General features: G+C 49.9%; 11 protein-coding genes and 1 tRNA gene. 7 read left to right on the top strand and 5 right to left on the bottom strand.

The window, feature by feature from the left end; all coding sequences use genetic code 11:
- Nucleotides 1-7 precede the first annotated feature (7 nt).
- Nucleotides 8-865: an alpha/beta hydrolase gene (locus Pan161_RS24950; RefSeq protein WP_232103481.1), complete on the bottom strand. Its 858-nt coding sequence runs from the start codon at nucleotides 863-865 to the stop codon at nucleotides 8-10.
- A 307-nt stretch (nucleotides 866-1172) separates the two neighbouring features.
- Between Pan161_RS24950 and Pan161_RS24945 the strand changes: the two genes are divergently transcribed.
- From Pan161_RS24945 to Pan161_RS24930, 4 genes are all read left to right on the top strand, one after another.
- The gene (locus Pan161_RS24945; protein ID WP_197995506.1) at nucleotides 1173-2420 is read left to right on the top strand and encodes a neutral/alkaline non-lysosomal ceramidase N-terminal domain-containing protein; all 1248 of its coding nucleotides are present in this window, start codon (nucleotides 1173-1175) and stop codon (nucleotides 2418-2420) included.
- 146 nt (nucleotides 2421-2566) lie between these two features.
- Nucleotides 2567-5950, top strand: a complete 3384-nt coding sequence (locus Pan161_RS24940) for a PSD1 and planctomycete cytochrome C domain-containing protein (protein WP_145231441.1) — start codon at nucleotides 2567-2569, stop codon at nucleotides 5948-5950.
- 5 nt (nucleotides 5951-5955) lie between these two features.
- Nucleotides 5956-7398: a DUF1501 domain-containing protein gene (locus Pan161_RS24935; protein WP_232103479.1), complete on the top strand. Its 1443-nt coding sequence runs from the start codon at nucleotides 5956-5958 to the stop codon at nucleotides 7396-7398.
- 196 nt (nucleotides 7399-7594) lie between these two features.
- Entirely contained in the window at nucleotides 7595-9184 is a 1590-nt protein-coding gene (locus Pan161_RS24930; protein WP_145231440.1) for an alkaline phosphatase D family protein, read from the top strand.
- Nucleotides 9185-9209: 25 nt separating this feature from the next.
- Here Pan161_RS24930 and Pan161_RS24925 read toward each other — a convergent pair whose 3' ends face one another.
- The 4 genes from Pan161_RS24925 to Pan161_RS24910 all read right to left on the bottom strand — a co-directional run bounded on the left by Pan161_RS24925 (nucleotide 9210) and on the right by Pan161_RS24910 (nucleotide 14976).
- Complete coding sequence (locus Pan161_RS24925; protein WP_145231439.1) at nucleotides 9210-12710, bottom strand: PAS domain-containing hybrid sensor histidine kinase/response regulator; 3501 nt, start codon at nucleotides 12708-12710, stop codon at nucleotides 9210-9212.
- A gap of 460 nt (nucleotides 12711-13170) precedes the next feature.
- Nucleotides 13171-13259: transfer RNA gene (locus Pan161_RS24920), tRNA-Ser, on the bottom strand.
- A gap of 282 nt (nucleotides 13260-13541) precedes the next feature.
- Nucleotides 13542-14420 (bottom strand): dTDP-4-dehydrorhamnose reductase, encoded by an 879-nt coding sequence (gene rfbD, locus Pan161_RS24915; RefSeq protein ID WP_145231438.1) that lies wholly within the window; start codon nucleotides 14418-14420, stop codon nucleotides 13542-13544.
- A 67-nt stretch (nucleotides 14421-14487) separates the two neighbouring features.
- Entirely contained in the window at nucleotides 14488-14976 is a 489-nt protein-coding gene (locus Pan161_RS24910) for a GNAT family N-acetyltransferase (RefSeq protein WP_145231437.1), read from the bottom strand.
- A 253-nt stretch (nucleotides 14977-15229) separates the two neighbouring features.
- Here Pan161_RS24910 and Pan161_RS24905 point away from each other — a divergent pair, with 253 nt between their 5' ends.
- From Pan161_RS24905 to Pan161_RS24895, 3 genes are all read left to right on the top strand, one after another.
- Complete coding sequence (locus tag Pan161_RS24905) at nucleotides 15230-15799, top strand: Uma2 family endonuclease (protein ID WP_145231436.1); 570 nt, start codon at nucleotides 15230-15232, stop codon at nucleotides 15797-15799.
- A 110-nt stretch (nucleotides 15800-15909) separates the two neighbouring features.
- Complete coding sequence (sthA, locus tag Pan161_RS24900; RefSeq protein ID WP_145231435.1) at nucleotides 15910-17310, top strand: Si-specific NAD(P)(+) transhydrogenase; 1401 nt, start codon at nucleotides 15910-15912, stop codon at nucleotides 17308-17310.
- A gap of 35 nt (nucleotides 17311-17345) precedes the next feature.
- Complete coding sequence (locus tag Pan161_RS24895) at nucleotides 17346-18794, top strand: sulfatase (RefSeq protein WP_232103477.1); 1449 nt, start codon at nucleotides 17346-17348, stop codon at nucleotides 18792-18794.
- Nucleotides 18795-18803 lie beyond the last annotated feature (9 nt).

Raw genomic sequence — 18803 nt, 5'->3', positions numbered from 1 at the left:
CATTTTATCAATCCTGCTGTGTGGTACGTTTGAGCCATTCAGCACAGAGTTTTGGCCAGCCTGAAATGGGATTATCCGAAGGACGCATTCCGTATCCGTGTCCCCCTTTGGCATACAGGTGCAGTTCTCCATCGACTTTTGCGTCTTTCAGGTCACGAGTGTAGTTGAATGCACTGTCTACCAGACGGCGGTCATCAAGAGTCTGCACGATAAACGCGGGAGGCGTTTTTGCATCGACTTTGATCTCGGGGGCTGACTGTCGTTTGTTGTCTTCCTTGTAGATATATGCGGGGTAGATGAGGACCGTGAAATCAGGTCGACAGCTGAGCTGATCGGCTTCGTCAATGGCTTCGTAATTGCGTTTCTGATAGTTTGTAGACAGATTCGCAGCCAGGTGACCTCCGGCGGAAAAGCCGAGCACGCCGATTTCATTCGGGTTGATACCCCAATCTTTCGCTTTACTGCGAACGATACCAAAAGCACGTTGTGCATCTTTCAGCGCGGCTTCACGCTGGTTGCCGGGAACCGTGTATTTGACAACGATCGCGTGGATCCCGATCGAATTCAGCCATTCAGCGATCTCGGTGCCTTCCAGGTCATACGCAAGGATGTTGTATCCGCCACCGGGGAAGATGACGACTGCGGGGGCATTCGGTTTCGCGTCAGGGGCTTTATAAAATTCAACCGCCGGGCGATTGACTTTGGTAATTCGAATGATGTTGCTGTATTTGATTTCGTCATCACTCTTGTCCAGCAGCGGGCGGTCCGGCCAGATGGCGACGCTTTCAGTGGGTTCAGGAGTTTCAATGGGTGCCGCTGCCAGTGAGAACAGAGTAAAAAAAGCAAGGCAAAGATATTTCATCATGTTGGACTCCGAACAACTAAACCTGACGATTGGGGGAATTCAAAAGAATACAGTACACGAAATGATAACGCGCGAAACGGTATGATTAAAGTAGCCATAAATCGGTTTTTGGGGAGATGATCGAGGTATTTAATCGAGGGGAAAATCATTCTTACTTTTTAAAATGAATAACAGGGCTCTCTCAAATCGCACAAATATTCTTGATACTCCGGTTTCAACGGGTTAGCATCATGGTGTTACCTCTTACCGCGATCAGAGCCATCTGAATTCGCAGTCCTGCTCACCTGAAATCCGGAAAGCTCTCCTCATGCATCGCATTGTTCTCAGTCTTGCTTTTGTTTTCAGCCACTGTATGGCTTTGCTGGCAGCGGAACCTGCCAAAGCGGAACCGACCGAATGGAAGGCGGGGGCTGCTTCCGCCAAGATTACTCCGAAAAAACCGTTACGAATGGCAGGCTATGCGGGGCGTAAGGAACCCGCGGAAGGGACCGAGCAGGATCTGTATGCCAAAGCATTGGCTGTGGAAGATTCAGCAGGGAACCGGGCTGTCTTTCTGACTCTCGATCTGATTGGCGTGATTGAACAGTTGCGGGCGGATGTTACCAGTCAGGTTCAGGAACAATATCACTTGCCTCCGCAGGCTTTGCTGATGAATGCTTCCCATACGCATTGTGGCCCCGCCTATGGTCGTGAGGATGCGAAAGAATATTATGACATTCTTGTCCCCACACTCGTGAAAACAATCGGCGCAGCGCTGGAGAAAATGCAGCCGGCGCAACTGAGCTGGTCGGCTGCGCGGTGTTCAGTCGCGATGAACCGTCGCACTCCGACGGTGACTGGATATCGGAATCATCCCAATCCTGACGGGCGTGTGGATCACCAGGTCCCTGTATTAAGAGTGGATGACGCTAACGGAGAACTGAAAGCAGTAATGTTCGGTTATGCCTGTCACAATACGACGATGGGCTTTCGCAATTGGCTGGGAGACTATGCCGGGTTTGCGCAGGAGTATTTCGAAAAAGATCATCCCGGTGTGACGGCACTGTTTATGATGGGATGTGGCGGTGATCAGAATCCGTATCCCCGCAGCGAACTGCATTATGCTCAGAAGCATGGCCGATCACTGGCGACTTCGATTGAAGCTGCTCTGGAAGTGAATCAGCGGACTCCGCTGCATCAGCGTATATTACACGGCCCGCTGAAATCTGCTTATGGAACGGTCGAACTGGAATATCTACCTGAGAAGAAACGCGCTCCCTGGGACTACCCGGTACAGGTAATTCAGTTTGGTAACGACCTGACGCTGGTGGCTTTGGGGACTGAAGTTGTCGTCGATTATTCTCTGCGGCTCAAGCAGGAACTGTTTGAGTCGGAAGGTCCTGCCATTTGGGTCGCCGGTTATTCGAATGTGTATTCAGGATACATTCCCAGCAAGCGGGTTCTGCTGGAAGGAGGCTATGAAGCGAGCCGCCCTTATAAGCCGGATGTGGAAGAGCGGATCATCGGTAAGGTACTGGAACTGGACCAGGGGCTGAAGACCCAGGCTGAGAAATAGGGAGTTCTCATACGAAAGCTGTTTCTCTTGTTGAGTTTCCGTCAGTGATTACATACGATAATGATTGATAAATATTCATTGATATGACTGTGCTGAGATTTTATTTCAGATAAACAGCCCGTTAATTTTCCTTCCGGAGAGATCAGATGCTTCCGGCCTGTCGCTGTAATCTGCTGGGTATCCTTGCTGTTTGCACGGCGTCGCTGATGTTCTTCATAAGCGAAGGGGCAGCTGCAGAGAAACAGAATCCTGGCCTGGAACTCTTTGAGTCAAAAATCCGTCCGGTACTGATTGAGCATTGTTACGAATGCCATTCTGCAGCTACCTCCGTTGTCAAAGGGGGGTTACGGGTTGATAGCCGCGCTGCGATTCGTTCTGGCGGAGAAACTGGCGCTGCTGTCGTACCCCACAAAGTTGATGAGAGTCTGCTGCTGGAAGCGTTGAGGTATGAATCTTTTGAGATGCCTCCGGGTAAGAAATTGTCGGATGAGGTCATCGCGGATTTCGTCAAGTGGGTGGAACTGGGAGCACCTGACTCGCGCGATCAGGCACCTACGGTGGCAGAGGCGGCGTCACTTTCATGGAAAACGATTTTCGAAAAGCGACGCAAGTGGTGGAGCCTGCAACCTCTGCAGGATGTAAATCCTCCCGATTTAACAAAGAATGAATGGTCGTCTCAACCCATCGATCGCTTTCTGCTGGATAAGATGAGAAAGTTGCAGCTGCAACCCGCGCCAGCTGCACAGTCCGATATTCTGGTTCGCCGTCTGTCTTTTGTCCTGACCGGGCTACCTCCCACTCCGCTTCTGGTTAAGCAGTTCACAGCAGATTCAAAACAGAATCCGGATACTGCTTATGAGAGACTCGTCGATCATCTGCTGAGTTCTCCTCATTTTGGGGAGAGATTTGCCCGGCATTGGATGGATGTGGTACGGTACACCGATACCTACGGCTATGAATGGGACAATCCAGCGAAAGGATCATGGGAGTATCGCGATTATCTGATTCGTGCCTTCAATCAGGATGTGGGCTTCGATCAGCTGGTACGAGAGCAGATTGCGGGTGATCTGCTACAGCAGCCTCGCATTGATGAAAACAGCGTGTTTCAGGAAAGCCTGATTGGGCCGATGTTTTATCACATGGGAGAACATCGGCATGGCGACAGTGTGGATTTCAATGGAATTCACCAGGAGATGATCAATAACAAGATCGATGCCTTTTCGAAAGCATTTCTGGCCAGCACGGTGGCCTGTGCGCGATGCCACGACCACAAGCTGGATGCGATTTCACAGCGGGATTATTATGCGCTCGCTGCTGTCTTCATGACACCCCGCTGGACGTCCCGCGTGATTGATGCGCCCGGTAAGCATGATGCAGCAATTAAAAATCTCAAGCAGTTGCGACATCAGATTCATCAGGAACTGAAGCTCGTCTGGATTGCGCAGGCAAATCAATTTAGAACTGAGCTTCGCCTGGCTAACACTGAGAAATCGGACAGCCCGCGTTCTACCGTGTGGCGAGAAGTTTTGAAGCTGAATACAGACCATTCGAAAAAAACAGAAAAATTGAAGCCGGGTGAGATTGCTTACCCCGCACACCGTCTGCTGAGTAGTTCGCAGCCCGCGGAACTGCAAAAGTTGTGGCATGTCTTGGTGGAGGAATGGCAAACCGCCAGCGAGACACATCAACGGGAAAATCAGAAACGCTTTCAGTATCTCACACGCTTTGAGAAGCCTGGTTTTCCAGAGGGCTGGCAGACAGAAGGAGACGGAATACGGCATGGTTATGTCGAAAATGGTGTGCCTCTAATTTCTCTGGAGGGGCAGCAAATCGTCGCGCGTATTTTGCCGCGTGGCTACCATACGCATGCTCTGTCTTCAAAATTGCCTGGCGCGATCAGGCCTCCCTCAGAACGGGATATTCCAGGGAAAATAATCAGTCTGAATCTGGCAGGCGGCGAATGGAGCGGCTTTCTTCGAGTACCCGATAATGCGTTTCAGACAGAGAATGTAATATTCTTTGACCGGGAGCAGCCTCAATGGCAGACTTTTGCTGATCGTCCGCTGATGAATGGAATACAGCGACTGATGTTCGAGATTTCTACCAGCGATCTGAATCCGGATTTCCCGCCCCGAACGGGAAAAACCCGCGCGGGAGGCAAACTGCTGCCAGCGGATGATTTGGGTTTTGAGAAACGCAGCTGGTTCAGTGTGACGGGAATTGTCTCGCATGACTCAACTGGAACACCGGCGGATGAACTGGCTCGCTTTGCGCCTCTATATGGAATGACTGGTCCCGCGAATCGAGAGGAAGCCTGCGATCGAATCGGAGACTGGCTGTCTTCCGCAGTCCAGCGTTGGGTGGACGATCAGGCGACTACCGCTGACGTCGAACTGATCAACTGGTTGCTGGAAAAGAAGTTGTTCAATAACAAGCCAGAAGCAGGATCACGGCTGGCAAAGTTGTTGTCAGGCTATCGAAATGTGGAACATCAGATCGCGTTTGCTCATACCGCGAACAGTATGGATGAACGTGGAATGATCTCTGCGAAATATCCCTTGAATATCCGTGGGAATGTCGACGAACTCGGAGCGCTGATCGAGCCTGACTTTCTGGAAGTGTTTGCAGGGCGGCATGCGGTTCATCAAAGTACGGGAAGCGGCAGACAAGAGTTGGCCGAATTTCTGGTCAGCCCGGATCATCCGTTGACAGCGCGGGTCTATGTGAATCGGGTGTGGCAATGGATTTATGGAACCGGTCTGGTGCGAACCCCGAACGATTTTGGACATCTGGGAGCAAAACCCAGCCATCCGGAACTTCTGGATTTTCTGGCGCGAGAATTTATTGCAGATGGCTGGTCGACAAAACGCCTGATTCGCAGGCTGGTGATGACGCGGGCCTTTCGTCAATCGGGGAAGGTGACTGAGGCAGCGCGTAACAGGGATCCGGATAATCGCCTGTGGCAGCATTATCCTACCAGGCGACTGGAGGCAGAAGCGATTCGTGATTCTCTACTGGCTGTCTCGGGACGACTGGAGCGTCGGATGTATGGTCGTCCGATTGATGCGCCTCGTTCAAAAGAAGATGCGGCCAAGCGGCTGTTCAGCGGTCCGTTGGATGGGGAAGGACGGCGTTCGATTTATTTAAGAATGTCGATTATGGATCCACCCCGGTTTCTGGTGGGATTCAATTTGCCTGACTTAAAACTGCCAACCGGAAAACGGGATGTCACCAATGTGCCGAACCAGGCATTGATTCTGATGAATGATCCCTTCGTGATGGCGCAGGCGGAGGAGTGGTCAACACTCTTGCTCAAACAGCCAGCCGATTCTGTCAAACAGCGGATCAGGTTGATGTTCAGGAAAGCCTATGGACGTGAGCCGGATCAACAGGAATTACGTCGCTGGTCTGAACTCGTAGCAGAACTGGGCGGAAGCGAAGACGAACAGTTCCTGCTCGCTGACCCGCGTGTCTGGCAACAGATTTCGCATACCCTGTTTAATACAAAAGAATTCATTTATTACAGGTGAAAACCATGGGGCGACAAAATAATTCCCTTTGCTGTCCGGGACATCTCCCTGTGATGAACCGGCGTCGTTTTTTGCAAAATACCAGCGCGGGTTTCGGCTGGCTGGCATTAGCGGGTTTACTGGGAAAGCAAGTTCAGGCAGCGTCAAAGAGCGCACTTCCCCAGTTTGCTGCTCAGGTGAAAAACGTGATCTTCTGTTTTATGGATGGTGGGCCGAGCCATGTCGATACTTTTGACCCCAAGCCAGCGCTGAAGACACATGAAGGGAAAGCCATCGGGAAAGAGGCGGTTTCTAAACGATCGCAGTCGAATGCCAGTCGCGTCTGGCTGGGAAGCCCCTGGGAATTTCGACAGCGGGGAGAGAGCGGACTATGGGTCAGTGATCTGTTTCCGCACCTGGCATCGATCGCTGATGAATTGTGTGTCGTACGTTCGATGGTGGGGGAACTGCCGCTACATGGTCAGCAGAACCTGTTATTGCATACCGGGCGGATCATCGGGCAGGCCCCAAGCATGGGAGCCTGGGTTTCCTATGGGCTGGGAACAGAAAATAAAAATCTGCCTGCTTATGTTGTGCTGAACAATGACTGGGTCCCTAATGGGGGGCTGGAAAATTTTGGGAGTTCATTTCTGCCAGCCACTCATCAGGCGACGCTGGTGCGCGCAAAAGGCAGTCCCGTTGATAATATTCAACCGGCAGATTCATTACCGTTACAGAAACGCAAGCTGGCCTTGCTGGCAGAACAGGATCTTACTTTTGCGGCACAGGCTTCAGAGGCGTCTCCGATTGAGAGTGCCATTGCAAATTATGAAACCGCATTCCGGATGCAGACTCTGGTTCCGGAAGTCGCAGATATTTCGCGAGAACCACTTCATATTCAACGCGAGTATGGAGTTAATTCCAAAGATGAGCATCAGCACTATTATGCAACCCAGGCACTGCGGGCACGGCGGCTGGTAGAAGCCGGTGTTCGATTTGTCGAAATTACCTGTCCCAGTTTTGACAGTAACAATTCGCCCTGGGACCAGCATGGTTTACTCAAACGGAACCATGAAAAGAATGCGCGGATTACCGAACAGTCAGTCGCGGCATTAATTTTAGATTTAAAACGTCGGGGACTCTTGGATGAAACACTGGTGGTCTGGGCGGGAGAAATGGGTCGCACCCCACATACTCCCAAAGTTACTTCGACCTGCGGACGTGATCATCACGTGAACGGCTACAGCCTGTTTATGGCGGGAGGTGGACTGAAAGGGGGGATGACCTTCGGCGAGACCGATGAATTCGGTAATAGCGTCGTTGAACATCCGCTGACGATCCATGACATTCATGCGACGATTCTGGATCAACTGGGAATTGATCATGAGAGTCTCACATTCCGTCAAGGGGGCAGGGATCATCGACTGACTGATGTGCATGGCCATGTGATTCAGGAGATCTTAAGCTGATCAACTCTGATCGTTAAGTTCAGGTTAAATGCCCGTAAAGCGGTCAGTTTTGATCTGGATCTTTGTTGTCTGCCGTCCAGACAGCTTTTAGAATAAATTGATCAGTGAAGTATCGTCCCGCCATTTCTGATAGTTCGTAGATCATGATTGATTTCATTCCTCGCCATTCCTTCCCTCAATACAGGTAGTTTCAAATATGTTCGATTACAAACGTCTCCAGGATGCAGTCAGATCGGAAAATGGTGTCAGCCGTCGATTATTTCTGTCTTATGGGGCGGCTCTTTCTGCGATTCCATTGATGGGGCGTGCCAGTTGGGCCGACCCTTCTCCCGTGTTTCAGAAAGATCCTTTCAGTCTGGGAGTGGCATCTGGCGATCCTGATTCCAGCAGCGTGGTATTGTGGACGCGACTGGCGCCAGAACCATTGGCGCCCCATGGAGGCATGGGGCCTCAAGCGGTTGCAGTCACATGGGAAGTTGCCGATAACGAAAGATTCACGAAACTCGTTGCTTCAGGAACAGCCCAGGCGACTCCACAGCTGGGTCATACACTGCACGTGGAAGTTAAGGGGCTGAAACCAGACCGATGGTACTGGTATCGCTTTCAAGCCGGGGATGCGAAAAGTCCGGTGGGTCGAACACGAACCATGCCACTCGAATCCGAATTGCCCGATCAGTTGAAGTTCGCCTTCGCTTCCTGCCAGCATTATGAGTCAGGTCTGTTTACCGCTTATGAGCAGATGGCCCAGGACGATGTGGATCTGGTATTTCATCTGGGAGACTATATTTACGAAAAAGAGAACCGGAAAAAAAACACGGTACGTGCCCATTTCGGACCAGAGATCGAAACGTTGGAGCACTATCGCACCAGACATTCCCAGTATCGTTCTGATCCACTTCTACATGGTATGCATGCGAAATGCCCATGGATTGTGACATGGGACGATCATGAATTTGATAATAACTGTGCCAACGATATTTCTGAAGAATCACAAGTCGATCCTGTGGAATTTCTGTTGCGTCGGGCTAATGCCTATCAGGCGTATTATGAAATGATGCCGCTCAGAGCGGGTTCTCTTCCGCAGGGACCGCATATGCAGCTTTACAGACAGGCTGCATTTGGTCGTCTGGCCGATTTCTTTGTGCTGGATACGCGTCAGTACCGTACAGATCAGCCGAACGGAGACAAGAAATCTCCGATTAATGATGCGGCGTTGATGCGGAAAAATACGTTGCTGGGAAGTCGCCAGCGGCACTGGCTGCAATCGGGCCTGATATCATCAGATGGGATCTGGAATGTTCTGGCACAGCAGGTGATGATGGGAATGGTCGGTTTTCCACAGAAAGAAGGTCCGGTTGCCTATTCGATGGATCAATGGCCCGGTTGTACTTATGAACGGATGGGGCTGGTGCAGTTCCTGGCAGATCGTCAAATTCCCAACCCGGTTGTATTGACGGGAGATATTCATTCAAACTGGGTGAATAATTTACGAGTCGATGATCGTCAGATGGAAACTCCGGTGATCGCGACGGAATTCGTGGGCACATCAATCAGCAGTGGTGGGAACGGTGCTGAGAAGCGAAAAGGTCATGCCGAGATCCTGTCGAACAACCCCTGTATCCAGTTCCAGAATTCCGAACGTGGTTATGTACGATGTACCTTGACGCCAGAGAAATGGACGACCGAGTATATGGTTGTGGATGATGTGACGCGTCCTGGGGGAAAAGTCAGCCAGCGGGCAGCTTTTGTTGTGGAAGCCGGTCAGCCGGGAGCACATCCGGCATGATGACAGCTGATCTGAATGGACGGCACTACGAAGGAGAGGGGGGTTCGATTTTCTTCTCTGCTTTGAGTATCAACCAGTGCAGAATGGTCTGGCCCAGAATTTTACTGTTGATAGGTTTGCTGAGGTAATCATCACAGCCTGCATCCAGACATTTTTGACGATCATCGGACATGGCATGTGCGGTTAAGGCAATGATGGGGATTGTAACGCCGGATTCCCGGAGTTTTCGGGAAAGTGTATAACCATCCATTTCCGGCATCTGCATATCTGTCAACAGTAAATCGTAAGACTCGTTTGCCGTTTCTGCTTCCAGGAATTTCTGGCAGGCAATGACGCCGTTGTCGGCGACATCGACATCTGCTCCCATTTTTTGCAACAGGAAAGTAATCAGTCGTTGGTTGTCCGGTCCATCTTCTGCCAGCAGAATGCGTGTGTGAGCAGGAAGTTTAACAGTGGCAGCGAGAGATTTTTTGTCTGCATGCTCATGACCATCCTGCAAGCGGCTTGTGGTGTATCGGGTTTCGGGCAGAGCATGCAGGGGAAGTGTCAGACGGAAACAGGTCCCTTTCCCCGGTTCCGTCCAGGCCAGAGTAACGTCGCCTCTCATGAGCCGTGCGAGTTTGCGGGAGATTACCAGTCCCAGTCCGGTTCCGCCATGTTGACGTGTCACTGAAGTGTCTGCCTGTGAAAAGGCCATAAACATTTTGGCGGCCTGCCTGGCTGACATCCCCGGTCCGGAGTCTTCAATATCGAATTGCAGAAGTTTGGATTCGTTCTGTTCCAGAATTTTTACATTGATCTGAATGTGCCCCTGGTCTGTGAATTTGACTGCATTGCCGACCAGATTCATGAGGATCTGCCTCAGTCGCGTCGCATCAGTTTCGATTAAATCCGGGAGAGGCGTTTCGATTCGGGTGATCAGCTCTACTCCTTTTTCAATCGCCGGTGGTCTTAGCAGACTTTCTATATGGTCGAGGATGTTGAAGAGTTGAGTGGTTTTTTTTTCTATTTCTACTTTCCCAGCTTCAATTTTGGAAAGGTCCAGGATGTCGTTGATCACCGTCAACAGATGATTCCCAGCTTCCTGAATCGTTTTGACAGCCTGTTCTCTTCTGCCTGCTGAACTGGCAAACTCGGGATCATTCTTGAGGAGATCTGCATAACCGAGAATCGCAGTCAACGGCGTACGAATTTCATGGCTCATATTAGCGAGAAATTCACTTTTGCTATGCGAAGCAGCCAGGGCGGCTTCCTGCGCCAGTCTGAGTTCGGTGATATCATTCCGAATGGCAAGATACCCGGTGGCTTTTCCATCACCATCCTGCATGGAAGCAATCGTGGTATCCAGCCAGTAAAGCTCTCCACTTTTACGTCGGTTGCAGATCTCGCCCTGCCACATACCGTCAGTCGCAATGGTTTTGAAAACGTTTTGCCAGAATTCTTTTGGGTGAAACCCGGAATTCACGATCCGGTGGGTCTGGCCGATTGTTTCCTCCCGTTCAAAGCCACTGACTTTACAGAACATGTCATTTACATGACGGATTACGCCGTTGAGTTCGGTCTCGGCAACAATCGCATGCTGGTCGAGAATTTTGAGACATGTTTCCAGGCGAGCCGTCGTTTCTCTTAAGGAATTTTCGAGAGTAATCCGATCCGAAATGTCAACAACCACATTGACTGCTCCAATCACGTCCCCATCAGAGTTCCTGATGGGACTGACATGTGCCAGCGCCGTTTTACGGTTGCCATCATCGCATTCAATAACGATTTCTTTACAGTGATAGACTTCACGATTCTGTAATGCAACAGCCATCCAGCGATCTTCATGAGCGACAGGAGTCCCATCGGAATCGAACATCTGGAAAGATCCACAGAAGCGATCTGCTGGGCTGTTGAGTTCTGGTTCCCGTCCCCAGAAATCAGCAGCAGCCTGGTTGTAATAGGTGATTAATCCTGTATTGTCACAGGTATAAGCCGCGGCTGGAAGCGCGTCGATCAGGTGTTTGATTTTTTCATGGCTTTCGAAGAGCTGCTGTTCCTGTATCTTCTTCTGGGTGACATCAATGCCAATTCCCAGGTATCCGTCGATCTGATTTTGTTTTCCCCGGATGACGGTGACAGTCAGCTCTACGGTCCGTTCCGTACCATCTTTTCGAACATAAGTCCATTCGTGTTTGTCGCAGGTCCCACATCTGGCAGGTTTGAAAAAGACCTCAAACCCATCTACTTTTTGTCCGAGGCTCTCTGTTAATTCCTGACTTCGTTGCTTGAGTTCGGAAGCAATGTGGAAGTGCTGAAGCGTGTTTATTCCAATCATTTCATCGGCAGTATATCCCAGTAATCGTTCAGCACCAGGACTGAACAGCGTGATTAACCCCTCGGGATCAGTGGCAATGATAGAGATTTCTGTTGCAGCGCGGATCACGCTTTCTAATTTTGCCCGCGTTGTGAATTGATCATCCTGCAGTAGAGTAAATTCGGCCTCAAGTTGCTTCTCTCTGGTGATATCCTGAAAGGCGCCTACCAGTCGGGCGGGTCTGTTATTCTGGTATTCCATTTCTCCCTTGGCGCGAACCCAGATATGTCGTCCCTTGGCTGTGATAAAGGGGAGTTTCAAATCCCAGGGTTGACCGGTTTTGATCGCGAGTTTAACGGCTTTCTTGATCTGGGGAAGTGCGTCGGGCGCATAAAAATCAATCGCATTTTCGAGAGTCGGCTTAAAATCAGGTTCAACTTCATGAATTGCGAAGGTTTCTGCAGTCCAGAAAAGTTCCTGTGTTTTCAGGTTCAGATGCCAGCCTCCAATTTTGCCAACTTCGCCAACTTTGGACAGTAGTAATTCACTTTCAGCGCTGGATTCGAGTTCAGCCTGGAGATCAGAAGAAACGGTTCCGCATAACGCTGGATGCATATTTTGCGTGGTTTTTTGAGTATACCACCAGACGAGCAGAATCAGTGATCCCATACAGAGCCAGATCAGACTGAGAATCATCGCCTGCCGTTTCTGATCACGACGGGACAGGAACTGATGCTCTGATTTCAATTCGTTCTGATACTGTTCCAGAGCGGGCATCAGACGTTTTTCTTCTGCCAGCACTAAACTAAGCATCGCAGCAGCGGGCCGTTTCCCTGACAGGATCAGTAAAATGTACCTGGACATCTGCGAAGTCAAAGGAGAAATCTGAAGTTTCAGAAGTTTCGTCGAAGGCTGTTCAGGTAACGAGGAGTTCAACAGAAACTGCTGTTGTTGAGTGAATCTTTCCAGATCTGCGTCAAGTTGAGTATAGCTTGATTGATAATCAGAGTTTTTTGCCAGCAGGATCGCATCCTTGAGCATGCGGTGCAGCAGGAGTTGTTGTGCCCCTGCTGTATGGATCTGGTCAAATCGGGAATTTTCCAACTGCTTCAAGTTCGATGTGGAATAGTAGCAGAGTCCTGCTCCCACCATCATCAGAATAAAGCTGAAGACAGCAGTCTGAGCAAAACGCGCCGATAGAACCTGTCTGATCCGGGAAACAGTGTGCATTGAAAAGTAATATCTATCTCAAGTGGGTTTCAGTGAGATTGAATCCATGCAGCTAACGAAACACCACTAATATTGAAATAATTACAGAGGTTTGCTGCATCTATGGTATGTATTGCTGGATAACACATCATTTTATGTATTGGTGATTTCGACAACAAACACAACTAATAAACAGCAATTCCCTCAACAGTAAACGAATAGCGGTTATTTCAATTGTTCGGGAAAGAGGTCCTATAGCAACGGTGAGTATTCGCTAGAAAATGAGTACGGGGATCTCCCTGCATCGGGGATTCATAGCAAGAAATGTTCAAGCAGTGAAACGAGAAGAGAATCGTACAGGAACGGCCGAGGGGGAGTGCAAGCATACGGCAGCCCCTGCTCATCGGGTTGGCAAAAGCGCGTCAAAAAAGCCGCTGGAAGCTCTGACAGGAAGAGTCTCCAGCGGCTGAATTTTCAAAAACGGAGAGAACGGGATTCGAACCCGTGGAACCGTTTGCACGGCTCACCGGTTTAGCAAACCGGCGCATTCGGCCTCTCTGCCATCTCTCCTGAATGCTTCGACTGCCACTCAATGGTGGCAGGCAGCACTCTTTATGCTGTTTTTCGTGTCGAAAGTCAACGTTTGAAGCCTTGAATATGCAGAGACTTCGGTAAATTGACAACACAGCGGACAGGGAGTGTATCAAACCAAAAACCCAGCTGCAATAGTTTCAGCGTTCAGAAGTCTGAAAGCGGGAAACCAGCTGTTATCAAGCTGCGATCACAGCGAAAATCGATAATTGTGTCACTCTTACCACCCGGTTTAGAATCGTCTAAGCTATTTTGAACATTTCACTTAGGGCAGATTTCTCCCTGTGATTCCAGATAGCGCCTGAGCGACGATTTCCAGTCGGGTATCGCATCCCCGATTGTAGCAGTGAGTCGGGAACAGTCCAGAACACTGAAGCGGGGTCGGTCAGCTGGTGCTTTATACTCTTGGGTTGTGATCGGGTGTGTTTTCACTGAGATGCCTGTCAGTTCGAATATCGTACAGGCAAATTCATACCAGGTGGTCTGGCCCTGACAGGTAGCGTGAAATAGTCCAAACTGATCCGTTCCAATCAAACGAGTCAATGCTGAAGCCAGATCCTTCGTGGCGGTGGGAGTGCAGTGCTGATCATTAATGATGGACAGCTCGTCCCGTTCTTTGCCGAGGCGGAGCATGGTTTCCACAAAGTTGCCATTTCCTGTTTTCCCGGCGACTCCATAGAGACCACAGGTACGAATGACATAATGCTGCGGGCAGAGGGCACGGACGAAATATTCACCGGCCAGTTTACTGAGACCATAGGCGCTGACAGGGCCGGGCGCTTCATGCTCCTGAAAAGGAATCTGCCGCGATGTATCGAGACCATAGACGAAGTCAGAGCTGATATGCATCAAACAGATATTTTTTTCAGAACAGTAGCGGGCGAGATGACGTGGCCCTAGTGCATTGACAGCATACGCGACTTCAGGTTCTTGTTCCGCCAGATCGACTTTGTTATAGGCGGCAGTATTGATGATCAGGTCAGGTGGAGTTTGTCTCAAAGCGCCTGCAATACTATCAGGATCTTCAATGGAAATCTGTTGATGCGTCAGACCTGTAATCTGATGGCCGGCAGCAGTCAGAGAATCCATCAGATCATGTCCCAGTTGTCCTCGAGAACCAATTACCGTAATACGTCGCATAAAAAATGCCTTTTGTATTTACTGAGGAAAATGACACTTCCAACCGCTGTTGCGGTCTGTTCATCTCCTATGTGTTGTCTGGGGTTTCGGTCAGTGGTGCAACGAAGTGAACCTGTTTCACAATCTCCCGGAACCCGAGCGAATTATAAAGGTGGTTGCCGACCTCATTCTGTTCGAGCGTTTCGATTTTTGCCAGAGTCAGATTGAGATTCCGGAAATGCTGTAGTGCGTGTTCAAGCAGTTTTCGCCCCATCCCCTGTCCGCGGTACTCAGATGCAACTGCCATATTGGGAATATATCCGATACCCGCTTCCGGGTCATGCCACGTCGAAATATAACCCGCAATTTTGCCGTCCACTTCAGCAATGAAGATGCCCTCAGGCTCTCGACGGGCATCTGCTTCCACATGTCCTCCTTTCCGCCATTTCCAGTCGTGGCCATTGACCAGGCCGTATTCGCGTTCAATTCCTTCATCAATCGAAACACCCTGAAAGGCTTCGACAGTGATGGATTTCAGGGTTTCCAGGTCTGCAGGCAGGTACGAACGTATTTTCATGACGGTGATTCAATCAGGATTACGAAATGGAACTTCTGAAAAGAGTGACGGGAGCAACTGATGTATGCTATGATGTTGCTATCAAAAATTAAAGGAGCCCGTAGGAATCCATTCTTAGACTTTGTTCAGTTTTACAGTAGCGTCTCCAGTGGCATTTGGACCGAGTTTAATAGATTGTGAATCGCTATGGTTAAATGTGATACGCTCTAGAGTTTTCACTCATAATATCGATATTGTTTGATGGGAACATGGTATGGATGATTCAGCAAAATATACGGCAGACGAGTTTCTGGATATCAGGCTGGAATTACCGGATGCCGGTCGCTGGACGGAATTAAACCAGGGAAAAATCATTAATCTGGACCCGCCCGATATTGAGCACGGAACGATCGTGCTTAACATTTCCAAGGTGCTGTCAGTCTACCTGCACAAGGTCAACCAGGGATATGCCTGCTTCGATTTAGGACTATTGGTCAGGCGGAACCCGGATACGGTCCGGTTTCCCGCAGTCAGTCTGTTTAACAGCGGCAAACGATTTGAAGAGACGGATAAAACAGTATCAGAACGGAAACCCGACGCAGTGATCGAAATTGCTTCTACCAATCCTCGACGAAAGTCTATGACAGGTCATGTCGAGGATTATGTCAGCTGGGGAATTGATCTGATCTGGGTGATTGACCCCGATTCCCGGGAAGTCCTGGAATATCAGCCTGTAAAAGGGAGTGAAGTCATCGGTGTGCAGGGAAAGCTGACAGGCAAAGATGTGCTGCCGGAATTTGTGATGCCGGTTAAAGACTTGTTTGCAGAGCCGGATTGGTGGTAAGGTAAACGTAATCGTTCTCAATCGGAGATCAGCAGGTCAACGAACTCTACTGCAGGCAGGTCGCTCGTTTCAGTAGTAACAACGCGTAAAGATGCAAGGAATATTCAGGGATGCCAGATGCACACTATGATGTGGCAATAATCGGTACCGGACCCGGGGGTGAAGGGGCTGCGATGCAGGCCATCAAACAGGGCAAGTCGGTGATTTCGATTGAGAAATTTTACGAAATCGGCGGTAACTGCACACATAAGGGTACCATACCCAGTAAAGCACTGCGTTATTCAATTCTGCAGATGTCAGAGATCAATAATTACATGCGGCAGATGGGCCGTCTGGGAATGGTGCTGGATCTTGAGTTTCCTGATCTGCGGAAGACGGCGGCTTCTGTGATTCAGAAACAGGTGGGCATGCGACGTACATTTTACGAACGGAACGGGGTAGAACTGGTCGAAGGACATGCACGTTTTCTGGATCCGCATCGAATTCATATTGATACTCCCAGCGGTCTGACCGAAGAGATCACCTTTGATTATGCAATTATCGCGACAGGCTCCCGGCCGTATCGGCCTGACGATGTTGACTTCAGCCATCCCCGTATCTTCTGCAGTGATACGATTCTCGATTTGAATTTCACGCCGCGTTCGATCAGCGTCTATGGAGCCGGTGTGATTGGTTGTGAATATGCTTCCATGCTGCGCACGATGGGTATGAAGGTCAACCTGGTCAATACCCGCAGTTCTCTCCTGGACTTTCTGGATGATGAAATCAGCGATGCGCTTAGCTATCACATGCGTGAGAGTGGTGTACTGTTAAGGCACTGTGAGCATTACGAATCGATCCAGGGGACTGATGATGGGGTAATACTTTCACTGCAGTCAGGAAAGAAGCTGAAAACAGATATTTTCCTGTTTGCTGCCGGTCGGGCGGGGAATTCGGAAAGTCTGGGACTGGAAACGGTGGAGATTACTCCTGATTCACGTGGACAGATTGAAGTCAATGATGATTTCCAGACAACACAACCACACATCTATGCCGTGGGTGATATCATCGGATATCCTTCACTGGCCAGTGCCGCCTATGTACAGGGACGCTATGCCGCCAGCCATCTGGACAATGGAGAATGCGAACGGGCATTAATTCGCGACATCCCGACGGGGATTTATACCAGTCCGGAAATCAGTTCGCTGGGAAAAACCGAACGAGAACTGACCGAAGCAAAAATCCCATATGAAGTCGGTCATTCCATGTTTAAGCATTTGGCACGTGCACAGATTATGAACCGTCCAATCGGAATGTTGAAGCTTCTGTTTCATCGGGAGACGCTGGAAATTCTGGGGATTCATTGTTTCGGTCCGAATGCATCAGAAATTATTCACATTGGTCAGGCCATCATGTCTCAGCCCGGAGATGCGAATACATTATTGTATTTCATCAATACGACATTCAATTACCCTACGATGGCAGAAGCTTATCGCGTGGCTGCTTTAAACGGGTATAATCGTCTGTTCTGATTTATCAAAGTCCGACATGTTTACAGGGGAATGAAATGAGCCACTCGATTTTGGGAATACTGTTTCTGATATGTGCGGCGTTTTCCTGGGGACATGACGTTGCTGCAGCGGAAGCGAAACAGCCGAATGTACTGTTTATAGCCGTTGATGATCTGAATGACTGGATCAGCTGTCTCGGAGGGCATCCGGACTGTAAGACACCAAACATCGATCGCCTGGCATCGCGTGGTGTGTTGTTTACCAACGCCCACTGTGCGGCTCCCGCCTGCAACCCATCACGGGCAGCGTTGATGACAGGGATTCGACCTTCCAGTTCGGGCGTGTATTTGAACCCTCAACCCTGGCGTCCCGTCATGCCTGACGCTGTCACGCTGCCTCAACATTTTCGAAACAATGGCTATGAGGCGGTTGGCTCCGGCAAAATCTTTCATGGCGGCTATAACGATCTGAATTCGTGGGATGATTATTTAAAGCAGACAGGAGATCCCCAACCGGTTTCCGCAGTCTTGAATGATCCGCACAGCCGCGCGGGAACGATTATCTGGGGCGTGCTGGATGTAGATGACAGGGAGATGAGCGATTACAAAATGGCGAATTATGCCATCGATTATCTGGGTAAAAAGCATGACAAACCTTTCTTCCTGGCTTGTGGTATTTATCGTCCGCATATGCCCTGGCAGGTGCCTCGCAAATATTATGACATGTATCCCCTGGATAAAATTCAACTACCTGAAGTGCCGGATGATGATCTGAATGATGTTCCTCCTGCTGGAATCCGAATGGCGAAGCCGACCGGCGATCACGCGAAAATTCTGAAAACGGAAAACTGGCGTTATTCCGTGCAGGCTTACCTGGCCAGCATTACTTTCGCGGATGTCCAGGTCGGTCGCGTTCTGGATGCCCTCGACGCCAGCCAGTATGCTAAGAATACGATCGTGGTTTTATGGGGAGATCATGGCTGGCATCTGGGTGAGAAACATCACTGGCGGAAGTTCTCGCTGTGGGAGGAGGCGACACGGGCTCCTTTGATGATGGTTGTTCCCGGCGTGACAAAGCCTGGTTTACGCTGTGGCCAGGCAGTGGACTTTATGAATATCTATCCGACGCTCTGTGATTTGTGTGAGTTACCGATTGGCGGATACCTGGATGGGGTCAGCATGGTTCCCCTGTTAAGGGACCCCGATATCATCTGGGAGCGCCCGGCATTGACAACACATGGTCGCTTGAATCACGCGTTACGAGATAACCGGTATCGTCTGATTCGCTATCAGGATGGCAGTGAAGAGCTCTATGATCACGAAAAGGATCCCATGGAATGGAAAAACCTGGCCGATGATCCCCAGTATGTGGAAGTCAAACAGCGGCTGGCAAAATCATTCCCCAGTAAAAATGCACTAAATGCCCCTCGTGATCCTAAACGGAGCGGAAAGCAAAAGAAGAAGCAGGGACAAGGCAAGAAGAAAAAACCGTCGTCGAAACGGTAGAGTTTGAGC

The sequence above is a fragment of the Gimesia algae genome (assembly GCF_007746795.1).
In the GTDB taxonomy this organism is placed as follows: domain Bacteria; phylum Planctomycetota; class Planctomycetia; order Planctomycetales; family Planctomycetaceae; genus Gimesia; species Gimesia algae.
Note: the sequence above shows the minus strand (reverse complement) of the source record. Positions and strands in the feature narration are given on the sequence as shown.